Raw genomic sequence first — 25,022 nt, 5'->3', positions numbered from 1 at the left:
CGATTCAGACCCTCTAACCCGTCTGAAACGAGAAACATCATGCTGATCCCACAACCCTATTTATTGTTCCTTGGCGATGTCACCGATCCACTGGCCGCTAAAACGGCGCGCGGCATTCACGTCTGGCGCCCTGAGCAGTGCGTCGGTGAAATTAAACTGCCGGGCTGTACTGTCAGCTTAGGTCTGGACGTGCTCGATATCGCCACTGCAAAAGAACGTGGCGCGAAAACGCTGGTATTGGGCACCGCCAATGCGGGGGGCTATCTGCCCGAGCACTGGCTCGACACGGTTAAAGGTGCCATCAAAGCCGGTATGAACGTGGCGAGCGGTTTGCACCATCGTCTGGTGGATGAGCCAGAACTGGTCGCGTTAGCCCAGGAATTTGGCGTTGAGCTGTTTGACCTGCGTCATATGCGTCCAAAACTGAATGTCGGCAGCGGCAAAAAGCGTACAGGTAAGCGTGTACTTACTGTCGGTACGGACTGCTCAGTTGGCAAGATGTACACCTCGCTGGCGCTGGAAGCGGCAATGCGTGAACGCGGTATGAAGGCGGACTTCCGCGCGACCGGGCAAACCGGCATTCTGGTTGCTGGTGAAGGCATTGCGATTGATGCGGTGATTGCCGACTTCATCGCCGGTGCAGTGGAAGCCCTGTCACCCGCCAATGATGCCGACCACTGGGATATCGTTGAAGGTCAGGGCTCACTGTTCCATCCTTCTTATGCGGGCGTCAGCATGGGCCTGATTCACGGTGCACAGCCGCACTGGCTGGTGATGTGCCACGAAATGGGCCGTCCGCACATGCGTCATTTACCGCATCAGCCGATGGTGAGTTTGAAAGATTGCGTGGAGGCCAACCTGCGCGCGGCCGATGTGACCAGCGACAATGTTCAGCTGGCCGGTTTTGCTATTAACACCTCTAACTACAGCGAAGAAGAGGCCCGCGCCTATTGTGCGGAAGTCAGCGCTGAATTCGGCGTGCCTGCTACCGATCCGGTGCGTTTTGGTATCGCAGATATCGCCGCCCTGCTGCAGGAGCGTGGCTAAGATGCGGCGCATGCAGATTGAAGTGCTGGAGCTGCCGCTGGCGCGTCCCTTCGCTATTTCGCGTGGCACGCGTACCGCCGTTACGGTCATTCGCGTCACGCTGGAGCAAAACGGCTTTATTGGACGTGGCGAGTGCACGCCGACGCCGCGCTACGATGAAACACCAGACAGCGTTGAGGCGCAGCTGGAAGCGATGCGTGAAGATGTCGAAGCGGGCTTAAGCCGTATCGATCTGCAAAGCCGTTTATCTGCCGGTTCAGCGCGTAATGCGCTGGACTGTGCGCTGTGGCGTCTGGATGCCGCGCTGGCTAAGCAGACGCTGTGGCAGCAGTGCGAACGCACTGCACCGCCTTCGGTGATCACGGCGGAGACCTTAAGCCTCGACTCCATCGAAAACATGGCGGCCGCAGCGGCTGATGCCGTGTCGCGTGGCGCCATCCTGCTGAAAATCAAACTGAATCGTGACGAAATATTAGAGAAGGTGGCAGCCATCAGAGAGGCTGCGCCGCGTGCCACCTTGATCATCGATGCCAATGAAGCCTGGTCGGGCGTCGATCTGCACAGTCTGCTCACTGCGCTACAGGCTTACAACATCGCTATGGTTGAACAACCGCTGCCTGCCGGACAAGACCAGGATCTGCAACGATTTAACCACCCGATTCCGGTGTGTGCTGATGAGAGCTGCCATACGCGTGAAGACATCGCCGAGCTGCGTAATCGCTACGAGATGATCAACATCAAGCTGGATAAGTGCGGCGGCCTGACCGAAGCCTTAGCGATGGTCGAAGAAGCGCAAAAGCGGGATATGCGTCTGATGGTTGGCTGCATGCTGGGCTCCTCACTCGCAATGGAAGCTGCGCTGCCGGTGGCGATGGCTGCAGAACACGTTGATCTGGATGGCCCCATCTGGCTGGCCGCCGATAGCTCACCCTTCCTTTCCTACGCTCAGGGCCGAATCTGGCTGTAACCGCAAGAGGCAACGATGACGGACACTTTACTTACCCCCAACGCCGCCAGCGTTGCCAGTCCCGCGCCGGTACTCGCGATACAGGATCTCAGCGTCTCGTTTCGCGGCCGCAGCGGCGAAAATCAGGCACTGAAAGGCATCACTTTTGCCATTTATCCCGGTGAAATTGTCGCCGTAGTGGGTGAAAGCGGCTCAGGAAAATCCGTCACTTCGCTGGCGGTGATGGGCCTGCTGGCCGCTTCAGGCCGTATCGATCGCGGCAGTATGCAGTTCCGCGACCGTCGCGGCACAACCCACGCGCTGGAAAAGTTGGACGACACTCACCGCCGCACTTTACGTGGTCGTGAAATGGCGATGATTTTTCAGGAGCCGATGACCTCACTCAATCCGGTGCTGCGAGTGGGCGATCAGTTGACGGAAGCGCTGCGTGATCATCAGATGTGCGATAAAGCCGCAGCGGATGCGCGTGCGCGGGCACTGCTGCGCCAGGTTCGCATTGCCGATGTTGATCGCGTCATGAAAAGCTACCCGCACTCGCTGTCGGGCGGCATGCGTCAGCGCGTGATGATTGCGCAGGCGCTGGCGTGCGATCCACAGCTGCTGATTGCCGATGAACCGACCACCGCGCTGGACGTCACCGTGCAGGCGCGCATCCTGCACATCCTGCGCGATCTGCAACGCGAGAAGCAGATGGCAGTGCTGTTTATCACTCACGACATGGGCGTGGTGGCTGAAATCGCCGACCGCGTGGTGGTGATGTTACGCGGTGAAGTGGTGGAACAGGGCACGGTCGCCGACATCTTCAATGCGCCGCAGCATCCTTACACCAAAGCGCTCCTGGCCGCCGTGCCGAAACTGGGCGACATGCGCGAACAGCGCTGGCCGCAGCGCTTCCCACTATTGGGCGCCACTCAGCCCACCGATAGCGGTGAACAGCGCACCGCCCGTTATGACGAAACCCCGCTGCTGGATGTGCGCGGTTTAAAAGTTTACTACCCGATTCGCAGCGGCATCTTTTCTGCCTTAACCCATCAGGTGCACGCGGTGGAGCAGATTGATTTCAGCCTGTGGCCGGGCGAAACCCTGGCGATTGTCGGCGAGAGCGGCTGCGGCAAATCCACTACCGGCCGCGCGCTGATGCGCCTGATTAAAAGTCAGGCCGACAGCATTCATTTCCAGGGCAGTGAAATCGCCAACCTGAAAGAGGCGGAGTTTCAGCCGCTGCGCCGCGAAATCCAGATGGTATTTCAGGATCCCTACGCCTCTTTAAACCCGCGTCTGACCGTGGGCTTTACCATTGCCGAGCCGTTGCTGCTGCACGGCCTGGTGAAATCGCTGGAAGAAGCCACGCCACAGGTCGATGCCCTGCTGAAAAGCGTTGGTCTGTTGCCCGAACATGCCACGCGTTATCCCCATGAGTTTTCCGGCGGCCAGCGTCAGCGTATCGCGATTGCCCGTGCCATGGCGTTAAAACCCAAAGTTATCATCGCCGATGAGGCCGTTTCGGCACTGGATGTCTCCATTCAGGCGCAGGTGGTCAATCTGATGATGGACCTGCAAAAGCAGACTGGCGTCGCGTGGATTTTCATCTCGCACGACATGGCGGTGGTGGAGCGTATCGCTAACCGCGTGGCGGTGATGTATCTCGGCCAGATTGTCGAGCTTGGCCCGCGTCAGTCGGTGTTCAACCAGCCGCAACATCCGTATACCCAACGTCTGCTGGCCTCGGTGCCGGTGGCCGATCCACAGAACCGTCAGACCCGTACTTTCGAAGATAGCGAAATTCCTTCGCCGCTGCGCAAGTTGGGCGAAACGGTCACCAAACCCCGTTATCGCCAGGTTGCACCGCAACACTGGGTCGCTGACGACATTGCATCGCGCTAACGCTCAATACCAGGAGATTTCATGAAAACCCTTTTTCGCCGTTCGTCACTGGCTTTTGGCTTGACCCTCGCGCTGGCTGCCGCCGCGCAGGCGCAGGATCTGCGTATTTCGATGTATGCCGATATCACCGGTCTCGATCCGCACGATACCTCGGATAACGTCAGCTATTCGGTACAGAGCGGCATCTTTGAACGCCTGTTCCAGTTCGATGCGCAGATGAAGCTGCAACCCTGGCTGGCGACCGGTTATACCCATAATGACAACGCCACCGAATTTACCCTGACGCTGCGTAAAGGCGTCACATTTCAGGACGGCACGCCGTTTGATGCTGAAGCGGTCAAGGCCAACCTCGATCGCCTCGCCGATCAGACCAAAGGCCTGAAGCGCAATAGCCTTTATAAGATGATTGCCAAAGTGACGGTGCTGGCGCCGGACCAGGTGAAAATCGACCTCAATCAATCCTTTGGTGCCTTCATCAATACCCTGGCGCACCCATCAGCGGTGATGTGGAGCCCGGCGATCCTCAAACAATACCCAGAAGAAGCACAGTTGCGCCTGCATCCGGTCGGCACCGGTCCGTTCAGGTTTGTCGACTGGCAGCCGGGCAAGGCCGTTTCGCTGGTGAAGTATGATGGCTACTGGCAAAAAGGCTGGCCGAAGGTGGATAAAGTGACCTTCTCGCCCAGCCCGGAAGATGCCACCCGTGTTGCCGCACTGAAATCAGGACAGGTGGATGCGATCTGGCCGCTGCCATCGGATCTTATCGCCACCGTGCAGAGCGACAGTAAATTAGCGATCCAGCGCGATCCGAGCATCTATCTCTACTACATGGCGATCAACACCCAGCACAAGCCATTGGCAGACGTGCGCGTGCGTCAGGCGATCAACTACGCCATCGACCGTAATCTGTGGTTAAAAGTGGCGTTTGCCGGTATGGGCAAACCCGCTTCTTCCGCGATGCCGGAAGGGGTGCAGTTCTATCAGAAGCAGAGCGAGCCGAATTATCACTACGCTCCGGATGAAGCCAAAGCCTTGCTGAAAGCGGCCGGATACCCGAACGGTCTGGATTTGAAACTGTGGACCACTAACACCACCGCCAGCGTGCGTGCGGCGCAGGTGCTGAAAGCCCAGCTGGCGACCGTCGGCATTCGCGCCACAGTGACGCCAATGGATTCCGGCACACGCAACGCCAAGCTGTGGGGCGTGAAAGATCCAAAACAGGCAGAGTTTGACCTCTATTACGGCGGTTGGTCGACCTCAACCGGTGATGCGGACTGGGCGCTGCGCCCGCTGTATGCCACCGAATCCTGGGTACCAACGTCCTATAACGTCTCGTACTTCAGCAATCCGGACGTGGATAAAGCCATTGCCGGTGGGTTAGCCACTGCCGATCCCGCCAGGCGTGGTGAAGCCTATGCGGAAGCCCAGAAACTGCTGTGGAAAGAGGCGCCAGTTGCCTTCCTCGGTACGCCGGACAACCTGGTGGGCAAGCGCAGCAACCTGACAGGCGTGTCCATGCTGGCAGATGGCAACTTCCTTTATACCCAGGCGGCCTTTAAGTAAGAACTTGTCGTGATGGGTCGTCGCAAAGGGCGACCCTACGGCTCATCAGCACATTTTACGTAGGGTGCGCATTTATACGTACCTGGTCGCCATCCAAAAGGAACTGCATGTTCGCATACATTATTCGCCGACTGCTGGAGATGATCCCGGTCTTGCTGGTGGTCTCGCTGTTGGTGTTCGGCTTTATCAAGCTGCTACCGGGCGATCCCGCACGTATTTACGCCGGGCCAGACGCACCGATTGAAGCGGTTGAAGCCGCGCGCCAGCATCTTGGACTCAACGATCCGCTGCCGCAGCAGTACGTTAACTGGATCGGCGGACTGTTGCGTGGCGATCTTGGCGTCACTTACCGCACGCAACAGCCGGTGCTGCAAGTGATCAAGCAAGGCTTTATGCCAACCCTATTGCTGGCGCTGGCGGGCTTCGCCTGGTCGGTGATCCTCGGTCTGTTTCTCGGTGTGCTGGCCGCACTGAAGCGTGGTAAATGGCAGGACTGGACATTGATGAGCGTCGCCGTCGGCGGCATCTCGATGCCCACTTTTTGGTTGGGCCTGTTGCTGATCCAGTTCGTTGCCATGCCCTTTGGCCTGTTCTCGGTGAGCGGATTCAACAAGGCCAGCGACATCATCCTGCCTGCTATCACTTTGGGTTCCTCGGTGGCCGCCGTGATGGCGCGCTTCACCCGTTCCGCCTTCCTCGAAGTGGCGCAGGAAGATTATGTGCGCACCGCCAAAGCCAAAGGGCTGCGCAATCGGCTGGTGACGTGGAAGCACGTGATGCGTAATGCCCTGATCCCAGTGATCACCATGCTCGGCTTGCAGTTCGGTTTTCTGCTCGGCGGATCGATCGTCGTGGAGAGCGTCTTCAACTGGCCCGGTTTGGGCTGGCTGTTGATCGAGTCGATCAAAGCACAAGATCAGCCGGTGATTCAGGCGCTGGTGATGCTGTTCGTGTTTGAATTTATTGTGATTAACTTGCTGGTGGACCTGCTCTACGCCGTAGTCAATCCAGCCATTCGCCTGCGACAGGAGTCGTGATGAGTACAGAATCTCTCTCTGCCGCAACGTCACAGACCATCCGCTCACCGTGGCGCGATTTCCTGCACGCCTTTGTGCGTAATCCGCTGGCGCTGGTCTCCGGTGGTTTTGTATTGCTGCTGGTTATTGTGGCGATCTTCGCGCCCTGGCTGGCGCCGTGGGATCCGATGGCACCGGACTGGATGGCCTTATCATCACCCCCTTCAGCGGCACACTGGATGGGCACCGATGACCTGGGACGCGACCTGCTGAGCCGCATCATCTACGGTGCGCGCATTTCACTCTATGTTGGCGTGCTGTCGGTAACGCTGGGCATGGTGGTGGGCGTACTCCTTGGTTTGCTGGCGGGCTATTACGGTCGCTGGATCGATATGCTCATCATGCGCGGTTCCGACGTGCTGTTTGCTTTCCCCGGCATGCTGTTGGCGATTGCGGTGGTGGCGATTCTCGGTCCGGGACTGAATAACGTGATTATCGCCGTAGCGGTGTTTAGCGTGCCGGTATTTGCCCGCATCGTGCGCGCCTCAACGTTATCGCTCAAACAGGCTGCGTATGTCGAAGCAGTGCGCTGCGCCGGGGCACCCGATCGTGTGATCCTGCTGCGCCACATTCTGCCCGGCACGCTTTCCAATGTGATTGTCTATTTCACCATGCGTATCGGCACCAGTATTCTAACGGCAGCGGGGCTCAGTTTTATCGGCTTAGGCCCGGAACCGGATGTGCCGGAGTGGGGTAATATCCTGGCAATGAGCCGTAGCATGATGATGGGCGGTTTATGGCACGTTAGCGTGTTCCCCGGCCTGGCGATTTTCATTACTGTGCTGGCGTTTAACCTGCTGGGTGATGCGCTGCGCGATACGCTTGATCCCAAACTAAAGAGTTAAACATGGATTTCCAACAATTGCAGCGCGATGGGCTGCTGCAACGCTGGCGCAGCGAGCGACAGCTGGGGCAACCGCGCAGTGCTTGCGGCGCCACCAACCGCATTAGCGATGTGCCCGGCGTGCGCGTCGGCCATCACACGCTGGCAGACGGTGAGAGACAAACCGGTGTGACGGCGATTGTGCCGCCGGGCGATAATCTGTTTCTCAAGCCGTTACCCTGCGGCGCGGCGGTCTTTAATGGCTTTGCCAAGCCGGTCGGGTTGGTGCAAGTGGAAGAGTTAGGCGCGCTGCAAACGCCGATCTTGCTCAGTAACACGCTGGCAGTCGGCACGCTGTTTACCACGCTGGTACGCGATGCCATCAGCCGCAACCCGGAGCTGGGTCGCAGTTTGCCGACCGTCAATCCGCTGGCGCTGGAATGCAACGATGGTTGGCTGAACGACATTCAGGCGTTGGCGGTGACTGAAGCGATGGCGCAGGATGCATTGGACTCGGCGCAGGCCGATTTCGCCCGTGGCAGCGTCGGTGCCGGACGTGGCATGAGCTGTTTCAGTTTGAAAGGCGGCATTGGCAGCGCATCGCGCTTAATTCCTTCACTGAATGCCACTTTGGGCGTGCTGGTGCTGGCTAACTTTGGGGCACTCAATGCGTTCACGCTGGATGGTGTGCGCATGGGTGACATGATTGGGCCGCTGCTGCCAGAACTGGCGCCGCAGCGCGATGCCGGCTCCATCATCATTATCATGGCCACCGATGCGCCGCTGGATGCCCGCCAGCTCAAGCGTATCGCCAAACGCGCCGGTGCCGGATTAGGCCGTTTAGGCAGCTATTGGGGACATGGTTCAGGCGATATTGCCGTGGCCTTCTCCACGCAAACACAGCTAATTCCGCCGGAGGATGCGGCGCTGGAACCGCTGCTCGCCGCCGCTGCCGATGCCACTGAACACGCAGTGCTGGATGCGTTGTTAAGCGCCGAAGCGGTGGGCGGTTTTCGCGGCCATCATCGTCCGTCACTGACGCAGGTGCTGGATGAATTGGCTAAATCTTAGGGTTGCGATTGGCTGTACTGCTAATGACAGGATCGCCATTCATAGCGTAATGCGTGTCACTTCAGTGCGTTTCGGTCGCCATTAATGGCGCCTTTTACAGCAGCGCTTGCGGTCAGCCTGAATGCTGCACTTGACCCACAATTACCCGTAGGGTCGCCATTTATGGCGACCCCGTCTCAACCCGCACGGAATTGAACTGACTCATGAAAATTTTCATCTCTGCTGACATTGAAGGTATCGCGGGCGTGATGCGTCCAGAACAGTGCTCGCCGGGCCAGGCGGAATACCAGCTGGCACGCGGGTTGATGGAACAGGAAGTGAACGCCGCCATCGACGGTGCATTTGCCGGCGGCGCTACCGAAGTGGTGGTGGCAGACAGCCATGCGCAAATGACCAACCTGCGCGCAGAAAACATCGACCCTCGTGCGCGCATGGTGCAAGGCAAGCCGCGCGGTTTATCGATGGTGGAAGGCATTGAGCAGCAGCCGTTTGATGGCCTGTTCTTTATCGGTTATCACAGTGCGGCGGGTGAGCCGGGCGTGCTGGCGCACACCATTAACGGCCGTGCTTTTTGGCGCATTCATATCAATGGCAAAGTGATGGGCGAAAGCGATATCTACGCTGCCGCCGCCGCCGAACAGGGTACGCCGCTCTGGCTGGTTAGCGGTGACGACCAGCTACAAGGCTGGATCGCCGAACACTATCCGTCGGTGGATTACGTCTGCGTGAAACGCGCGATTTCCCATACCTGCGCCGAGTCCATCAGTCCGCAAGCGGCACAAAACGCCATTCGTGCTGCCGCCACCGCAGCGGTACAGCGTGCGCGCCAGGTCAGCACCACACGTTTGACCGCGCCGTATGAGATGCAGTTGCAGGCCAGTAAACCGGTGCTCGCGGATTTGTTCAGTCTGATTCCCGGCGTGACGCGTATTGATACCGTAACCGTGGGCTATTGTGCCGATCAAATGGGCACCTTGATCAGCCTGCTGAGTGCGTTCTCCTATCTGGCCAGCACCCAGTCATAATGCAGCCAGCATCGAGGGCCACTGAATGTGTAGCGGCTCAATATATTGCGCATCTGCCCAGCATCGAAGGCCGCTGGATGTGTAGCGGCGCAATTTATTGCGCACCTTGCATCAACAATGCCGCTCCAGGAGAGTGCGATAAACCACGCCGCAGCGGGGTAGAGCAAGGCGTGGTGCAGGCATATTCCTGGCAGGTCGTACCGCATTTCCTGCTGGCTTTTGGTAACCTGCGCGCAATTTATATATAACAACGAGGCAGTCATGCAGCTCTGCAGTTTTTATCTTATTGACCAGGAAAGAAAAAGTTACGGAATCGTGCGGGAAGAGGGCATTATTGACGTCGGTTCGCGCCTTGGCGTGGAGTGCCCGGACCTGAAATCTTTGTTACATCGCGGCGCGGTCAGCGACCTGGAAGCCTTTCGCTCACTGCCTGCGGATCACCCATACAGCGCAATTCGCTTTCTTCCGGTAGTGGAAAATCCTGGCAAAGTGTTCTGTGTCGGCATGAACTACGCGGACAAGCGTAAAGAGTTTGCCGAGACTATAGAAGCGCCAACGCTGTTTGTGCGTTTTGCCGATTCACTGGCAGGTCACGAGCAGCCGCTGTTAAAACCGGCCACCACGCAGGAGTTCGATTACGAAGGCGAACTGGCAGTGATCATCGGCAAAGATGCCTATCAGGTTAAAGCGGCCGATGCGCTGCAACATGTGGCGGGTTACAGCTGCTTTATGGATGCCACGGTGCGTGACATGCAGTTCACCTGGTTTACCGCCGGTAAAAACTGGCAGCAGACCGGTGGCTTTGGCCCGTGGATGACCACCTCAGATGAAATCCCCGATCCGCAGCAGCTGGCGATCAAAACCTGGCTGAATCAGCGTGAAGTGCAGAACGACACCACCGCCAGCATGGTGCATCCGGTGGCAAAAATTATCGAATACATTTCAGCGTTCAGCCCGCTGTCAGCAGGTGATGTGATCATCACCGGTTCACCGGGCGGCGTCGGTAAGAAACGCACGCCACCGCTGTTTATGTTCCCCGGCGATGTGATTGAAGTAGAGATCGAAAAAATCGGCCGTTTGCGCCACCACGTTGTTTGATCATTGGCGCTTAAATGAACCCATTGCCATTTAGGTGAAATAATAGTTCATTCTGTGGCAGGTGATAACGCCGTCTGGTGCCGCTCAGGGGCTGGCGGGCGGTCCGGCAGCAGCAGAGGTGCGCTGGACCGCACTCCAGCATGTCCACCCAAAGGAAAAAAGCGGGCATTATTAAAATGGCCGCTTTTGCGAATGTGATTTTCATTGACCAACGCCATGTAGCAATGGCGTCCGCTTAGCGCGTAAATCTCACCACGCGGCTGCGATTGAGCAGCAGCCGCAGCGAGTCACCTTCGCGCGCTATCACAAAGCGTTTTTCCCAAGGCCCATCCTGTGCAGTGGCGAGCACGCGATCGCCGCCCAGCGATTGCAACGTGGCATGAATGGCCGCTGGGCCAATGCCCATGATCAGCCGGTCACCCTCAATCACCATTTCACTGCGCCAGGCATGCGCGAACCAACGGCCCTGAAGCTGTTCAAGGCTGGCACTGTCTGCTTGTACCGGCACAAAACGGCGCGACGCATGACCGATTTCACCGACAATGGCTGCACCTTCATGACGCAGTGTGATCGGGAAGGTGCTGGAGAGCGACACGGCATCACCATGCGGGGCGGCGCGCCACAATGTTTCGCCAGCACCCAGCCAGGTCGCCGTGACACCTTTGATCTCCAGCCAGTCGGCGGCGTTTTCCGCCACGTATAAGCCCGGCGTCAGATCATGACCTTTCTCCGGCAGCGTGCGATTCAGCAGTGCCGCCATGACACGCAGTGCACTTTCTGACGTCGTCACATCTTCGCGGTTGGCGACAATCGCCACGCCCAGCTTCAACTCCGGATGCAACAGGAAGTAGCTCTTGTAACCCGCATGTGAACCGCCATGACCAAACAGCGTTTGGCTGCCCAGTGTGGAGCTGGTGATGCCTAGCCCGTAGCCGCTGATGCGGCCATCATTGAGGCTGCGCGGTGCGGTCAAACGTTGCAATACCCCTGCGCCGGGACCACTGTCCGCTAACAGGCTTTGCAGCCAGCGCGTCAGATGATTGACGCTGCCGGTGACACTGCCCGAGGCGGAAAGGTGTAATCCGGCGCTGGAGAGCTGCCACTGTTGGCCATTTTGCCAGTAACCCGGCACCAGTCCCGGCACGATGTCGAACCAGGTTTCCGGCGCGATCAAACTGATATCCAGCGGCTCGCAGATATATTGCTGCAGCAGATCGTTGAACAGTACACCTTTGGCTTTCAGCGCCTCTTCCACCAGGCGGTAACCGGTGTTGGTGTAAGAGATCTCGCTGCCCGGTGGATAGCTGAGGTCGCCTTCCTGTGCGACAAAATCCAGCAGATCGGCAGCGCTGGTGGCGTTGTACACCGACAATCCCAGCAGCGACAGGGTCTCGCGCACATCAGGTAGGCCACTGCTCATATCCAGCGCCTGGCCGACGGTGATCTGGCCGTTGGCGCCCGTAAGCTGCGGTAGATGCTGCACCAGCTTATCGTCGAGTTGCAGATAGCGGCGGCCCGGCCCGGTGACCAGCGCGGCAAACAGATGCTTGGTTATCGAGGCAAAACGCACCACGCTGTCGGCGCTGAAGGGGGTTTGCTGCGCCAGATCGGCCAGACCGGCGCAGTGTGTCGAGTGAATCTGATGAGCATCAAACAGGACTATCGCACCACCCGGTGCGCCGGGCTGCTGCCAGCCTTGTGTTATCTGCTGTGCCACCTCGGCGGCCTGTTGCCAGTTCGCGGTCATGCTGGTTCCTCCAGCGTCATGCTGAGATCAAACAGTTGAGCGGTATGCGGATGCTGGATGCGCCGCGCGCGCAAATCCTCCGCGCTCAGCTGCTCCACCATCTCACCGTGCTGCATCACCCCAATGTGCTGGCACAGATGGGTCACCACCGCGAGGTTATGCGTCACCATAATGTAGGTGAGTTTGCGTTCGCTGCGTAGATCGCTGAGTAAATTCAGGATTTCGGCCTGCACCGAAACATCCAGCGCCGACGTGGGCTCATCCAGCAGCAGCACTTCCGGTTCGGCAATCAATGCGCGGGCAATCGCCACGCGCTGACGCTGACCACCCGAAAGCTGGTGCGGATAACGAAAACGTACCGCTGCGGGTAAGCCAACTTCACTCAGCGCCTGGCTGATACGCTGTTCGGCGCGATCAAGCTGATGCACCAGCAACGGCTCATGCAAAATGCGGTCGATAGTTTGACGCGGGTGCAGCGAGCCAAAGGGGTCTTGAAACACCATCTGTACCTGGCGATAAAAAGCACGGCTGCGTTTGGCGCCCAGCTCCATGCCACCAAATTTCATGCTGCCTTGCCAGTCGGCATTGAGCCCGGCGAGAGCGCGCAGAATAGTGGATTTGCCCGAACCACTCTCGCCGACCATGCCAAAGCTTTCGCCGTTGGCGACGGCGAAGCTCACACCTTTCACTACCTGATGCGCACCAAAGGCGATGCGCAGGTTATCGATTTCAATCATGAAGCTGCCTGTAAATTCTGTGCGTTCGTTGAACGGTACGCATCCCTACGCATCCTGCGGGCGTAAAGCGGGCATGGGGGTAAAACCGCGTTGATGGGCAAGGCGTTATTCCCGCCACGCCGCATCGCGCTGCAATACCGGTAAACGCTCGCGCGGATGTTTTAATGAGGGTAAACAGGCCAGCAATCCACGGGTGTACGGATGTTGCGCCTGCTGCAGTTGTCCTGCCTCCAGCAGTTCAACGATGCGTCCGGCGTACATCACCGCCACGCGATCGCAAAAGTGCGAAACCAGCGGCAGATCGTGGCTGATCAGGATCAACCCCATGCCGCGTGCTGAAACCAGATCGTCAATCAGCTTGAGGATCTCTGCTTGTACCGTGGCATCCAGCGCGCTGGTGGGCTCATCGGCGATCAGCAGTTCTGGATCCGGTGCCAGCATCATGGCAATCATCACGCGCTGGCCCATCCCACCGGAAACTTCATGCGGATAGCGCTTCGCCACCGCGGCGGCATCACGAATTTTCACCTGCTCCAGCAGATCAATCGCCGCCAGCATCGCTGCTTTGCGGCTGCCGCCTTTGTGCTCGCGCCAGGCTTCCGCAATCTGCTGCCCAATGGTCATCACCGGATTGAGCGAATATTTCGGGTCCTGCAGGATAAATCCCACCCGTTTACCGCGAATCTGGCGCAGCACTTTTTCGCTGGCACCGCGCAGATCGATACCGTCAAAACGCAACACGTCGGCAGTGACTCCCGCATTACCCGGCAGCAACTGCATCAGGCAGCGTGCGGTCAGGGATTTACCGGAACCGCTCTCACCCACGATAGCGAACTTCTCGCGGCCCACGCTAAAACTGACGCCGCGCACCGCTTCAAAGGTTTCTGTGCGACTGCGAAAGGCAATGCGCAGGTTTTCAATTTCCACCAACATTTAGCGCTCCTTGGGGTCCAGCACGTCACGCAGACCGTCGCCGAGAAAGTTAAACGCCAGTGAGGTCAGGAAGATGGCGATGCATGGCATCAATGGCACCCACCATTCGCTAAACAGGAAGCGGCGCGCGGTGGCAATCATGGTGCCCCATTCAGGCGACGGCGGTTGCGCGCCCATCCCCAGAAAACCGAGGCTGGCGGCGGTGATGATGATGGAACTCATATCGAGCGTGACACGCACAATCAGGCTCGGCACGCACAGCGGCATGATGTGGCGCAGGATAATGCGCAACGGCGAGGCACCGGTGAGTCGGCTGGCGGCGATAAAATCGCTGTGGCGGAACTGCATGGTTTCGGCACGTGCCAGACGCGCATACGGCGGCCAGGCGGTTAAGGCAATCGCCAGAATCGCGCTCTCAACGCCGGGTTTTAGCGCGGCCACAAACGCCAGCGCCAGAATCAAACGCGGAAAAGCGAGAAAGATGTCGGTAATACGCATCAGCGTCTTATCCACAATGCCACCCGCGTAGCCTGCGATACAGCCGATCAGCAGGCCGAGCGGGGCGGTGAGCAGCACCACGGCGATCACCATGCCGAGCGTGGTACGTCCGCCATAAATAATGCGCGTCCAGACATCGCGGCCGAGTTCATCCGTGCCGAGCCAGTGCGACACGGAAGGCAGCGCCAGGCGGTTTTCCAGATGTTGTGTGCCAGGGTCAAAGGGCGTCAGCCACGGGGCGAACAGTGCCAGCAATAGCATAACGGCAATGACCGCCAATCCGGCCATCGCCAGCGGGTTGCTGCGCAGGCTGAGCCACAAGCGATAGCGTCGGCCCCACACCGCCTGACGGCGATTGGCTGGCGTATCGTCCAGCAGCCAGTCACGAGAGAAGAAGATCATTTTACGCGTGGGTCCCAAAGTCGATAGAGAAGGTCAGCCAGCAGATTCAGCAACACATACACGGTGCCGACCAGCAGCGTGGCACCGACCACCGGATTCATGTCGGCGTTCATCAGCGAGGTGGTGAGATACTGTCCGAGGCCGGGCCAGGAGAAGACGTTTTCGGTGACGACCGCGCCCTCCAGCAAGCCGGCGTAGGTCAGCGCCAGCACGGTGACCAGCTGCACCGCCACGGTAGGGAAGGCATGCCGCCAGATCACCCGGCGCGATGACAGCCCTTTAGCACGCGCGGTGATCACGAACTCGCCGCTCAAGGCATTGAGCATAAAGGTGCGCGTCATACGCGTGATGTAGGCCATGCTGAAGTAGGCGAGGATTAATACCGGCTGCGCCATATGTGCCAGCGCATCCCAGAAGGCATCGGTTTCACCCGCGAGCAGCGAGTCGATGGTGAGAAAGCCAGTGACCTGCGGCACCATATCCTGCCAGATGATGTCCTGTCGGCCCGGTCCCGGCGCAATGCCGAGTACCGCGTAGAACACCAGCAGGCTCAGCAGCGCCAGCACAAACACCGGCAGTGAATGCCCCGCCAGGCACACCACGCGGATGGTCTGATCGACCCAGGTGCTTTGCCGCACTGCCGCCCAGACACCCAGCGGAATACCGACCAGCGCAGCGATAATAATCGCCGCTGTCGCCAGTTCCATGGTGGCGGGGAAGAAGCGCGCAATATCGGTGGTCACCGGATTTGAGGTGAGAATCGATTTACCCAGATCGCCATGGAGTAATTGGTTGAGATAGTGGCCGAACTGAATGTAGAGGGGCTGATCCAGCCCCATTTCAATGCGCACGCGATCCACCACGGACTGCGGTGCGTTATCACCCACCGCCGCCAGCACTGGATCGGTGGGCATCACTCGACCAATAAAGAAGGTCAGCACCGACAGACCAAACAGCGTCAGCACCAGGCTTCCCAGGGTGCTGACGATTTTCTTCAGTAAAGGCATCAGGCTTTTTTCACCTGATCGTATGGCCATTGCTCCAGCACCGTCATGTGCACATCCGAGATGTTTTTGCCGCAGGCGACATTCTTGGTCTTCTGCATCATGTAGATGAACGGACTTTTCTCGCGGCCCAACTGCTGAATCTGCTGATAGAGCGCAATACGCTTCGCCGGATCGGGCTCGTGCAGTGCCTGCTCGGTGAGTTTATTGAACTCTTCATCTGACCAGCTGCAGCGCCATGCCAGCGTGCGGCTGCGGGCATTTTCGCTGTTGTCGGTATTCACACAGAAGGCTTCGGTGTTGGAGTTAGGATCGAAATAGTCCGCGCCCCACACGGTCAGCGCCAGTTGATGCTGGCGCGCACGCATCTTGGTCAACACCTGGCGGTTCTCGGCAGCAATCAACGACACCTTGATGCCAATGGCACCCAGTTGGGTCTGGATCGCCTGAGCGATATCGGGATACGGCTGCATTGAGTAGTGGTCGAGGGTGATCTCGAATCCATTGGGATAACCCGCTTCCGCCAGCAGCGACTTAGCTTTTGCCACGTCTTTATGGAACGGCGTGTCGTCCAGCGCGGCCGGGAAGCCGCTTGGCAGGAAGCTTTGATGGGTAATAAAGCTCATCGACAGAATGTTCTTCTGGATGCTGTCGTAGTCCAGCGCCCACTTCAGGGCTTGCCACACCTGCGGCTTTTTCAGGTATTCATTATTGGTGTTGCATGACATCAGCATGATGGCTGACAGCGACTGATTGACCAGCGAGACGTTGCTGTCGTTCTTCACCTGCAACAGCTGCTCGGTGGTGAGATCGTAGGCCGCATCCACATCCCCTTTCTTCACCATCAACGCCTGAGCTGCCGGGTCAGTGATGTGCTTCAGGATCACGCGCTTAATCTTGCTCTGCGCAGCATATTGCGGGCTCAGTTCCAGAATCACCGTTTCGCTGGCTTTCCAGGTGCGCAGGGTGAAGGCGCCCGAGCCGGCGCTGTGCTGTTTCAGCCACGCATTACCGAAGTCGTTGTTCTGCTGGTTGGCTTCACAGGCTTTCTTCGACACGATGCTGCCGACGGTGGCGGAGAGGCAATACAGCAGGAAGGTTTCGGCTGCTGGCGCACCCAGCTTCATCTCCACGGTATGCGCATCTTTCGCGGTGACCAACTGCGTCACATTGTCTTTGGTGAAGCCAAACTGGTTGATGATAAAGGCCGGGCTTTTATCCAGTTTGACGATACGTTCAATCGAATAGGCGACATCTTCCGCGGTGAGCGCTGTGCCATCGGCGAATTTCGCGGCCGGGTCGAGGTAGAAGGTATAGGTGCTGTTATCACTGCTGACATCCCAGCTTTTTGCCAGCTGGCCGATCACCTTGTCGGCTTTTTGTGGATCGGGCGTGACCAGGCGCTGGTACATGTTGCCGCAGATCTGGCCGCCGGTCGCTTCAAAGCTTTCGTGCGGGTCGAGGCTGGTGATGTTGTCCAACTGCATCGCCATCACGAACATACTCGGTGGCGTATCAGCGAAGGCGGTATTGAGACTCAGATAGGAAAAAGCAGGGACGGCGGCGCATCCTGCGAGAAAACGTCTTCTGGTTACCATGACAACTCCAAGTTATTGATTATCAAAATTAAATTTAATTTTTTTGCTGTTTTTTGTCTTGACTTTCCCGCAGTGCGGGAGGATTAATAATGGGATTAAGCCATTTGTTTCATGCGTAAAGACTTGCCTCTTTTTGGTGCAAATTGCCCCGCCAGCTGGCAGCGCTTGCGCTTTCTCCCGAATATGGAACTGATAAAACATGTCTGACATCTTCAACATTCCGGTCTTTGACGGTCACAACGATGTGCTCAATAAACTCTGGCAGCACCATCAGCCTGACGCAGTGCGGGCCTTCATGCAGGGCACCGGACGCGGTCAGATGGATCTTCCCCGTATCCGCAAGGGAAATATGGTAGGTGGGATATTTGCCACCTGGGTGCCATCTCACCCTCTGATTGCAAGAAGTGCGCCAGACCTCTCAGATTTTCCTCAGGAAATTATTGGCGCTGCGCGCGATGCCACTTTTTCGATGCTGGCGCTGCTGCTGCGAATTGAGCAGGCCTCTGAAGGACAAGTGAAGATTTGCCGCAGCGTGCGCGATATTCGCGAATGCATGGCAAAGGGCGTGCTGGCGGTGGTGATGCACGTGGAAGGAGCGGAAGCGCTGGATACCGATGGCGAGCTGCTTGATATTCTTTATGCCAGCGGCCTGCGTACCCTGGGTCCGTTGTGGAGCCGTCCCAATCAGTTTGGCGAGGGCGTGCCGTTCCTCTATCCGTCTTCACCCGATGTCGGTAACGGTTTAACCGCAGCGGGTAAGCAGCTGGTGCGTGACTGTAATCAGCGCCGCATCATGGTTGACCTGTCGCATATGGATGAGAAGGGCTTCTGGCACACGGCGGAGATCAGCGATGCACCGCTGGTGGCGAGTCACTCCAACGCCCATGTGATCAGCGCCCAGTCGCGCAATCTTACCGATCGCCAACTGGCGGCGATCAAAGAAACCCACGGCTTTGTTGGCGTGAACTTCGCCGTGCCTTTCCTGCGTGAAGATGGCGATCGTCATGCACCCACCACCGTGGATGCCATCGTGCAGCATGTGGAGTATCTGCTGGAAAAAGTGGGTGAAGATGGCGTGGGCTTTGGTTCCGATCTGGATGGCGCCACCATGCCGGGCGACATGAAAGATGTGGCCGGTTTTCCGCTGGTGGTGAACGCGCTGGCGGCACGCGGTTATTCACGTGAACTGCTGGAAAAAATTTGCCACGGCAACTGGCTGCGCGTGCTCGAAGCGACCTGGGGCGAGTAATTATGCGATTACGACACATTGAAGTCTTTCAGGCGATTGTGCAGACCGGCAGCATCAGTGCGGCGGCGCGCTTGCTCAATGTGTCACAGCCAAATGTCAGCCGCGTCTTGACGCATGCCGAGCAGCAGCTGGGTTTTGCCCTGTTTGAGCGTCGTGCGCAGGGCATGGTGGTCACCGCAGAAGGTCGGCGTTTACTGCCCGAAGTGGAAGATCTCTACCAGCGTTTACACTCCATCACCCAACTTACCGAGCAGTTGCGGCGCGGCGAGGGGCAAACAGTGCGTGTGGGTGCCGCACACGCTTTTGGTCAGATGGTATTAGCACCCGCACTGGTCAACTGGCGACAGCAGGCTGCATCGGTGAGTGTGGAGTTAGTGACCGAACACTTTAGCACGCTGTGTCAGATGATCATGGATAACCAGCTCGATTTCGCGCTGGTGTTTGGTCAGCAGGTGGATGCCGATCTGCTGGCGGAACCGCTGTTTCAATCCTCAATGGTGGCACTGTTGCCGCAGCATCACACCCATAACGAACCTGCCACACTGGAGTGGTTGTGTGCCAATAACCTGTTGATGATGCAGAACCAGGATCCACTTGGGCGCGTGCTGCACCGTGCGTTGCGTGACAAAGGGCTGGACCCGGCGGTGTCGTTGTCGATCAAAACCTACTCGGTGATTGCCGATATGGTGCTGGCAGGCGGTGGCGTGGGCGTGGTGGATCTGTTTACCGCCTGCCGCTATGCCGACCAGCTAAAACTGCTGCCGGTGGCACAACCGCTGCCGTTTGAAGTGATGTTGATCAGCCGCCGCGATCAGCCGCAATCGCAGTCAACGTTGCAGCTGAAACAGGTGATTCGCAATAAGCTGTGGGAGATTGCGCGACAGTGTGAAACGCGGTTTTTTACCCGGTCGCCATGAATACCCTAATGCTTGCCACTTAAGCGCGTTTGGGTCGCCATTAATGGCGACCCTACAATGGCTTGGTGCGGTTTTCGTAGGGTGCGCATTAATGCGCACCGGGAATCAAACCCCATCCGTAATCGGTTTACGCACCAGCACCAAATACGCCAGTGCACCCACCACGGCCACGCCTGCACAAATCATCAGCGCCAGGCTAAATGACTTGGTGGTGTCCAGCACCCAACCGGTGATCACCGGCGCGAACGAAGCAAACACAAAGCTGGCGAAGTTCTGGATGCTGCCCACGGAAGCCGTCATACGCGCGGTGACGTTCGCGTGAATCAAGCCCCAGCAAGATGTCCCGGCAAAGTGAATGCAGAACAGCGCCATGCCAATCAGCGTCACTGCACTGGTGGTGTCTGTTGCACGGGTGACGAAGGTGGTGAAGGCCGCAGACAGCAGCATGCCGCTGACAATCGATACCTTACGCACTTTCACCGCATCCATTCCACGACGCACCAACGCATCCACCACATAGCCGTTCAGCAACATGCCCGCTGCGCCAAACAGGAATGGAATCGCCGCCAGCAAGCCGGTGCTTTTCAGATCCAGATGATAGGTCGATTGCAGATAACCCGGCAGCCAGGCGATGTAGAGCCACGCGGTGTAGTTGATGCCGCTGAAGCCAATCATCATGCCCCACATGGTGCGCTGCTTGAACAAACCGCGCCACTCGGCAAAGCTCAGCGGCTCTTTGCGTGATGCCACGCTGCCGGCTTGCAGATAGTGAATCTCTTCACCGCTCAGCTTGCTGTTATCGCGGTTGCGATACATCAAATACCAGCCAATGGCGAGGAACATCCCGAGCACGCCGATGGTGACGAACATGCCGCGCCAGCCCATTACCAGCATCATCGCCGCCAGAATCGGTGGCGCAATCGACAAACCAATCATCGATGCCGCGTTAAACATGCCCATCGGCATGCCGCGATCTTTGATGTTGAACCAGTCGTTGATCACCTTAACGCCGCACGGGTTCATCGGCGCTTCACCGATGCCCAATCCGATGCGCACCAGCACAAACTGGGTGAAGTTATGCACCAGACCGGCAGCGGCCTGGAACAGTGACCAGACAAACATCCCCAGCGCCAGCATGATGCGCGGCCCTTTACGGTCCAGCAGCGCGCCGCAGGGCAACTGTGCCAGGCCGTAGGCCAGCGAGAATGCCGACAGCAGCACACCAATTTCGGTGGCGGATAAGCCCAGTTCTCCACGAATGGTCATGTTTGCCACTGACAGCGAGCTACGATCGAGATAGTTGATGATGGCAGCAAACAGCAGCAGCAACATGGCGGTCAGCTGAATCTTCTTAATGCGCGGTGAGCGCACCACATCGCCGCGTGCCGGGACAAAGTCTTGTCCATCGGCGACGGATGTTGGCGCAGCGTCACGGCCACTTGCAGATGTATTTTCCATTGCAACCTCCCAGGTCTGGGGTCTTATCGTTATCGAGGGTTGGGGTCCTGCGGCAGCGAAACGGTGCTGCCACAACGGATTGCTTTGGAGACTAGAAGTAAACCGGTTGGGATGTTGCGAGGATGTTTCAGATTCGTGCGGGCGCTTCAGAATTGTGGTTTTTAATCGGTTTTTAATTGTACTGACGAATGCAGCGGATCATCGATGACTTCGCCGTACCAAGATGGTTATGTAACGCGCACAAAGCTTCGACATCCCGGCGGCTGATTAGCGCGGTCAGAATAGCCATATGTTCCTCCAGTGCCACGATGTTACGCTGTTTTAAATCTGTTTCATCCCATTGATAATGCGAATGAAAAATCACGGAGATGATCTCCAGTGACTGATTGAAGAACGGATTATTAGCCGCTGACAGAATCAGCGTATGCATCTCTTTATCCAACGCGGCAAAGTGGCGGTAGTTACTGGCGATGGTGTCACGCATGGCACGGTGGCGATCTAACAGGTCGCGCGCCTGAATCCAGCGCTCATCACTGGAGGGTAGGTTGAGAAAGCGGGTAAGTGCATGTGTTTCCAGCATTTCACGCAGTTCGAACAGGTTCTCAGCGTATAGTTGATCAAACTTTTTCATGCGCCAATGGCCGCGCTTTACCGGTTCCAGCAGATCGTAACGCATAAACCGCAGCAGAAACTCGCGCACCACCACAGGACTGGTTTTCACCTGTTGCGCCAACTGCAACTCGCTAAAGCTATCGCCGGGCATGAGTTGGCGTTGATTGATCAGATTAAAAAACGTCTGTTCAAACTGTCGCGCTTGCTGGTCAATCGGAGGCGTTAATGCACTAAAGCCATCCTCTTCGCTGGGATCGCGCACGATAACGTAGGTTTCCTCAACCTTATCCAGCACGCCGCGCTCATGCAGATGCTGCAAGGTATGGCGCACGGTGGTACGGCTGATATTGAACATTTCAGCCAGCGCAGCCTGCGGTGGCAGCGGAGAACGGATGTGCCGTTTAGCGATGCCTTCCAGCATTTGATTGATCACGTTCTGGCGTAAATTCAGGCTTCGGCTCATGCGATTCTCCGGTTTTTTATTTATTAAAAACCACACAAAGCCCAAAAAAATTGGCCTGCCTCACAGTTCGGGATGTGCAAAAAGCGGATATCAGCGATTTTCGCCATAACTGCGACATCAGCACAGGAGAATCCCATGACAACAATGAAAACTCTGGTGGTTGCCGAACCACGCAAAATGGTGTGGCAGCAGCGAGAGAAACCGACAGCGGCCGCCCAGGAGGTTGTGATTAAACCGATCGCCGCCGGGATTTGCGGCACCGATATTCATGCCTGGGCGGGTAACCAGCCGTTCTTTAGCTATCCACGCGTGCTGGGCCATGAGCTGTGTGGCGAAGTGGTGGAACTGGGCAGTCGGGTAACGGGTTTCCAGGTTGGCCAGCGCGTGGCGCTCATTCCTTATGTTTCATGCCAGCAGTGCGATGCGTGCCTGAGTGGGAAGACCAACTGCTGCGAAAATATATCGGTGATTGGCGTACATCAGGATGGAGGCTTTTGCGAGTTCCTCAGCGTACCCGCCAGCAACCTGTTAGCTGTTGATGATGTAGAGCCGGAAGCGGCGGCACTGATCGAGCCTTTTGCCATTAGCGCGCATGCGGTGCGTCGGGCGGCGGTGGCAGCGGATGAGCAGGTGCTGGTGGTGGGTGCCGGGCCAATTGGTCTCGGCGTCGCGGCAATAGCGGCTGCGGCGGGTGCCCAGGTGGTGGTGGCCGATACCAGCGAACCGCGACGCGCGCATGTCACAGACAAACTGGGGCTCGCGACCCTCAACCCGATGGCCGAGGATTTCGAAGCCACGCTGCGTGCGGAGTTTGGCGGACGTCTGGCAGCGAAAGTGATTGATGCCACCGGCAGCCCAGCGGCGATGAACGGTGCGGTGAAGCTGATTCGTCATGGCGGCACCATTGTGTTTGTCGGCTTGCATAAAGGCGATTTGGTGATCCCGGATATCGAGTTCCATAAACGCGAAACCACCTTGATGGGCAGTCGCAATGCCACACACGAAGACTTCACGAAAGTCGGCGAACTAATGGCTTCGGGTCAGCTACGCGCCGATATCATGCTGAATCGGCATTATGACTTTTCTACTTTGGCGGAGACCTTTGAGCCAGAGGTGATTAATAATCGTGAGCTGATTAAAGGTGTGATTCATTTTGCGAGGTAGTCGGTGCGCTTAACTGCGCGCTGGGCCAGGCTCTGAGAATCCGTAGTATTGCCATTTATGATGCAATGCTTTTTTGTTAAAGCCTCATTCAACTAAGCTGCCAGTTTAGAAATGGCAGCTTTATTTGCGTTTGCGCGCAAGTGCAATCTGGGGCTTTTAAGGGGCAGGTGATCCGCAGCAATGAACCGAATCTATTAAACCACTACAGGGTATTAAAGCGCCAAGTCAACGAAGTCCCACATAGAATTTACGTTTACCGTACGTTCTATGAAGGTTGGCCTTCAACTCTCGATGTCATATTAACAGACGGAATTACGTGAAGTAGCGGTCTAAATTGATAAGGTCGATTGATAGTAAAAATTCTGCTATATCTGCCTGCAATCTGATTCAAAAAATTTAGGGATGAAGGCTATGTTAGTCAGCGAAGAGGGGCTGTTACGTTCTGGGTTCAGTTCTTCGGAATTGCAGATAGTTAAAAATAATGTCCAAAGCTATGGCGGGACGCTTGATGAGGCAATCCTTGACCTTGCAAGGCGATTCCGTACGCTCACCTGGATCATCGCCGCGTGCACAATCGTTTTTTTATTGCTGGTGTTGTTTAGTACCGGAATAAAAATTATTGCTGGTGGAGTGGCTTTCCTGTTTGGCATTGCGATTATGATGATTGGCCAGCCCCCAGTGCTTTGCTACAAGTCATGGCGCTACTGGCGGGCAAATCGGCCTTAATGTGACGAATGGTCTAAAGTCAGTAGGTCAAACACGACTTTTGCTTTTAGGCCATAGCCCACGATGTTCATTGTGAGCTTTGGCCTGCTCATACTGTCAACTTTTCGGAAAAAATCGGTAGGCATCGATCTGAAAAGACGCCACGCCCCGGCTTTTCTAGCTACTCCGAAAACACTGTATACACTGGCTGTAAGTGTGACTGCATTGTAAAAAGCGAGTCCAGTCTCAGGCTTAAAACCTAAGAACTCAGCCCCTTCCATAGCGGCGTCACCAAAAATACCTTCTGAATGAGCACTACCTGCAGGCGATAAATGATTGATAACTTCCTGTGATACACCATTAAATCCATCAGTAACGAGCACAGCCCCGGCCAGCATCCCAATCGGCGTCATCGTTGATATCATCATGAAGCCGGTAAAGAGAGCAATACCCGATATGGCAATATGGACAGCAGATAGGGTGTAACCAACAATTTTGTTGTTCTGCCTGACAAATTCGACCTTAGCGTACAGTTGCGCAGTCTTCATTCTTAATAACCTGTCTTGCTCAATAAGGTTATCTGTTTCTTCGCGAAGATTCTTTATGCAGGCAATGCATTCCTCATCGGTCTTTGCCCGCCTGGCAATCTTGAACTGAGCTTCAATAACATCCCTTATTTCCTGCACGAACTGGAGTCGGGTCAGTCCATCTTTAATGTGGAAGCCGCCTAGACGGTTGGCTGTTTCAATCAGTTTCCGGGCTTCAAGATTTACCATCGTTTCTGCCCAAGCCTTATTACGCCCATTCGAGCGCATCATAGCGAGTAATGCTTCATCCATTTCACAAATCCTTTGTTTGGTAGATGACTTGATAATACTTATTCAGACCCTTCTGTAAAATGAGAAATTAACGTGGGTGTTGGGTTTACACATATCCAGAATAACTTAGCGTGATTTTTCTTTTTATTGAGCGTCAGATACC

At 56.8% G+C, this 25,022-nt stretch carries 23 protein-coding genes; 13 read left to right on the top strand and 10 right to left on the bottom strand.

The features are described 5' to 3' along the window. Positions 1 to 39 precede the first annotated feature (39 nt). The 9 genes from dgcN to VH86_RS05830 all read left to right on the top strand — a co-directional run bounded on the left by dgcN (position 40) and on the right by VH86_RS05830 (position 10,554). Positions 40 to 1,047, top strand: coding sequence for an N-acetyltransferase DgcN (gene dgcN, locus VH86_RS05870; protein WP_038644154.1), 1,008 nt, complete (start codon positions 40 to 42; stop codon positions 1,045 to 1,047). Between the two features lies 1 nt (position 1,048). Continuing rightward, the gene (gene dgcA / locus VH86_RS05865) at positions 1,049 to 2,014 is read left to right on the top strand and encodes an N-acetyl-D-Glu racemase DgcA (RefSeq protein WP_038644156.1); all 966 of its coding nucleotides are present in this window, start codon (positions 1,049 to 1,051) and stop codon (positions 2,012 to 2,014) included. 15 nt (positions 2,015 to 2,029) lie between these two features. Continuing rightward, on the top strand, positions 2,030 to 3,898 hold the full coding sequence (locus VH86_RS05860) for an ABC transporter ATP-binding protein (RefSeq protein ID WP_045832228.1): 1,869 nt from the start codon (positions 2,030 to 2,032) through the stop codon (positions 3,896 to 3,898). A gap of 21 nt (positions 3,899 to 3,919) precedes the next feature. Continuing rightward, positions 3,920 to 5,461, top strand: coding sequence for a glutathione ABC transporter substrate-binding protein (locus VH86_RS05855; protein WP_045832227.1), 1,542 nt, complete (start codon positions 3,920 to 3,922; stop codon positions 5,459 to 5,461). 107 nt (positions 5,462 to 5,568) lie between these two features. Beyond that, a complete protein-coding gene (locus VH86_RS05850; protein WP_034819965.1) occupies positions 5,569 to 6,498 on the top strand; it encodes an ABC transporter permease in 930 nt (309 codons plus the stop codon). After that, the gene (locus tag VH86_RS05845) at positions 6,498 to 7,382 is read left to right on the top strand and encodes an ABC transporter permease subunit (RefSeq protein WP_038644162.1); all 885 of its coding nucleotides are present in this window, start codon (positions 6,498 to 6,500) and stop codon (positions 7,380 to 7,382) included. The genes VH86_RS05850 and VH86_RS05845 overlap by 1 nt, the downstream gene beginning before the upstream one ends. A gap of 2 nt (positions 7,383 to 7,384) precedes the next feature. Next, positions 7,385 to 8,431: a P1 family peptidase gene (locus VH86_RS05840; protein ID WP_045832226.1), complete on the top strand. Its 1,047-nt coding sequence runs from the start codon at positions 7,385 to 7,387 to the stop codon at positions 8,429 to 8,431. A gap of 203 nt (positions 8,432 to 8,634) precedes the next feature. Next, on the top strand, positions 8,635 to 9,456 hold the full coding sequence (locus VH86_RS05835) for a M55 family metallopeptidase (protein WP_045832225.1): 822 nt from the start codon (positions 8,635 to 8,637) through the stop codon (positions 9,454 to 9,456). Positions 9,457 to 9,717: 261 nt separating this feature from the next. Then, positions 9,718 to 10,554, top strand: coding sequence for a fumarylacetoacetate hydrolase family protein (locus VH86_RS05830; RefSeq protein WP_045832224.1), 837 nt, complete (start codon positions 9,718 to 9,720; stop codon positions 10,552 to 10,554). 235 nt (positions 10,555 to 10,789) lie between these two features. Here VH86_RS05830 and VH86_RS05825 read toward each other — a convergent pair whose 3' ends face one another. From VH86_RS05825 to VH86_RS05795, 7 genes are all read right to left on the bottom strand, one after another. After that, positions 10,790 to 12,301 carry a serine hydrolase gene (locus VH86_RS05825; RefSeq protein WP_045832223.1) on the bottom strand — a complete coding sequence of 504 codons (1,512 nt, stop codon included), beginning with the start codon at positions 12,299 to 12,301 and terminating at the stop codon, positions 10,790 to 10,792. Continuing rightward, positions 12,298 to 13,038 (bottom strand): ABC transporter ATP-binding protein, encoded by a 741-nt coding sequence (locus tag VH86_RS05820; RefSeq protein ID WP_045832222.1) that lies wholly within the window; start codon positions 13,036 to 13,038, stop codon positions 12,298 to 12,300. Before VH86_RS05820 ends, VH86_RS05825 begins: the two co-directional genes overlap by 4 nt. A gap of 105 nt (positions 13,039 to 13,143) precedes the next feature. Then, on the bottom strand, positions 13,144 to 13,971 hold the full coding sequence (locus VH86_RS05815) for an ABC transporter ATP-binding protein (RefSeq protein ID WP_045832221.1): 828 nt from the start codon (positions 13,969 to 13,971) through the stop codon (positions 13,144 to 13,146). Then, on the bottom strand, positions 13,972 to 14,871 hold the full coding sequence (locus VH86_RS05810; RefSeq protein ID WP_045832220.1) for an ABC transporter permease: 900 nt from the start codon (positions 14,869 to 14,871) through the stop codon (positions 13,972 to 13,974). It abuts the gene before it with no gap. After that, on the bottom strand, positions 14,868 to 15,878 hold the full coding sequence (locus VH86_RS05805) for an ABC transporter permease (protein WP_038644180.1): 1,011 nt from the start codon (positions 15,876 to 15,878) through the stop codon (positions 14,868 to 14,870). Before VH86_RS05805 ends, VH86_RS05810 begins: the two co-directional genes overlap by 4 nt. Next, positions 15,878 to 17,473 carry an ABC transporter substrate-binding protein gene (locus tag VH86_RS05800; RefSeq protein WP_045832219.1) on the bottom strand — a complete coding sequence of 532 codons (1,596 nt, stop codon included), beginning with the start codon at positions 17,471 to 17,473 and terminating at the stop codon, positions 15,878 to 15,880. The genes VH86_RS05805 and VH86_RS05800 overlap by 1 nt, the downstream gene beginning before the upstream one ends. 12 nt (positions 17,474 to 17,485) lie before the next feature. After that, positions 17,486 to 17,683, bottom strand: a complete 198-nt coding sequence (locus tag VH86_RS05795) for a hypothetical protein (protein WP_156150565.1) — start codon at positions 17,681 to 17,683, stop codon at positions 17,486 to 17,488. Here VH86_RS05795 and VH86_RS05790 point away from each other — a divergent pair. Together VH86_RS05790 and VH86_RS05785 are read left to right on the top strand one after the other, a co-directional pair. Next, a complete protein-coding gene (locus VH86_RS05790) occupies positions 17,673 to 18,722 on the top strand; it encodes a dipeptidase (protein WP_045832217.1) in 1,050 nt (349 codons plus the stop codon). The genes VH86_RS05795 and VH86_RS05790 overlap by 11 nt on opposite strands. 2 nt (positions 18,723 to 18,724) lie before the next feature. Further along, a complete protein-coding gene (locus VH86_RS05785) occupies positions 18,725 to 19,639 on the top strand; it encodes a LysR family transcriptional regulator (RefSeq protein WP_038644186.1) in 915 nt (304 codons plus the stop codon). A 105-nt stretch (positions 19,640 to 19,744) separates the two neighbouring features. Here VH86_RS05785 and VH86_RS05780 read toward each other — a convergent pair whose 3' ends face one another. After that, the gene (locus VH86_RS05780; RefSeq protein WP_045832216.1) at positions 19,745 to 21,097 is read right to left on the bottom strand and encodes an MFS transporter; all 1,353 of its coding nucleotides are present in this window, start codon (positions 21,095 to 21,097) and stop codon (positions 19,745 to 19,747) included. A gap of 172 nt (positions 21,098 to 21,269) precedes the next feature. Then, complete coding sequence (locus tag VH86_RS05775; protein WP_045832215.1) at positions 21,270 to 22,172, bottom strand: GntR family transcriptional regulator; 903 nt, start codon at positions 22,170 to 22,172, stop codon at positions 21,270 to 21,272. A 135-nt stretch (positions 22,173 to 22,307) separates the two neighbouring features. Here VH86_RS05775 and VH86_RS05770 point away from each other — a divergent pair, with 135 nt between their 5' ends. Together VH86_RS05770 and VH86_RS05765 are read left to right on the top strand one after the other, a co-directional pair. After that, a complete protein-coding gene (locus VH86_RS05770; RefSeq protein WP_045832214.1) occupies positions 22,308 to 23,336 on the top strand; it encodes a zinc-binding alcohol dehydrogenase family protein in 1,029 nt (342 codons plus the stop codon). Between the two features lie 411 nt (positions 23,337 to 23,747). Next, positions 23,748 to 24,062 carry a hypothetical protein gene (locus VH86_RS05765; RefSeq protein WP_045814137.1) on the top strand — a complete coding sequence of 105 codons (315 nt, stop codon included), beginning with the start codon at positions 23,748 to 23,750 and terminating at the stop codon, positions 24,060 to 24,062. Here the strand turns inward: VH86_RS05765 and VH86_RS05760 are convergent. Beyond that, positions 24,059 to 24,880 carry a DUF4225 domain-containing protein gene (locus tag VH86_RS05760; RefSeq protein ID WP_045814136.1) on the bottom strand — a complete coding sequence of 274 codons (822 nt, stop codon included), beginning with the start codon at positions 24,878 to 24,880 and terminating at the stop codon, positions 24,059 to 24,061. The genes VH86_RS05765 and VH86_RS05760 overlap by 4 nt on opposite strands. Between the last annotated feature and the right edge of the window lie 142 nt (positions 24,881 to 25,022).

The organism is Pantoea sp. BL1, from assembly GCF_000963985.1.
Classification (GTDB): Bacteria; Pseudomonadota; Gammaproteobacteria; order Enterobacterales; family Enterobacteriaceae; genus Pantoea; species Pantoea rwandensis_B.
Note: the sequence above shows the minus strand (reverse complement) of the source record. Positions and strands in the feature narration are given on the sequence as shown.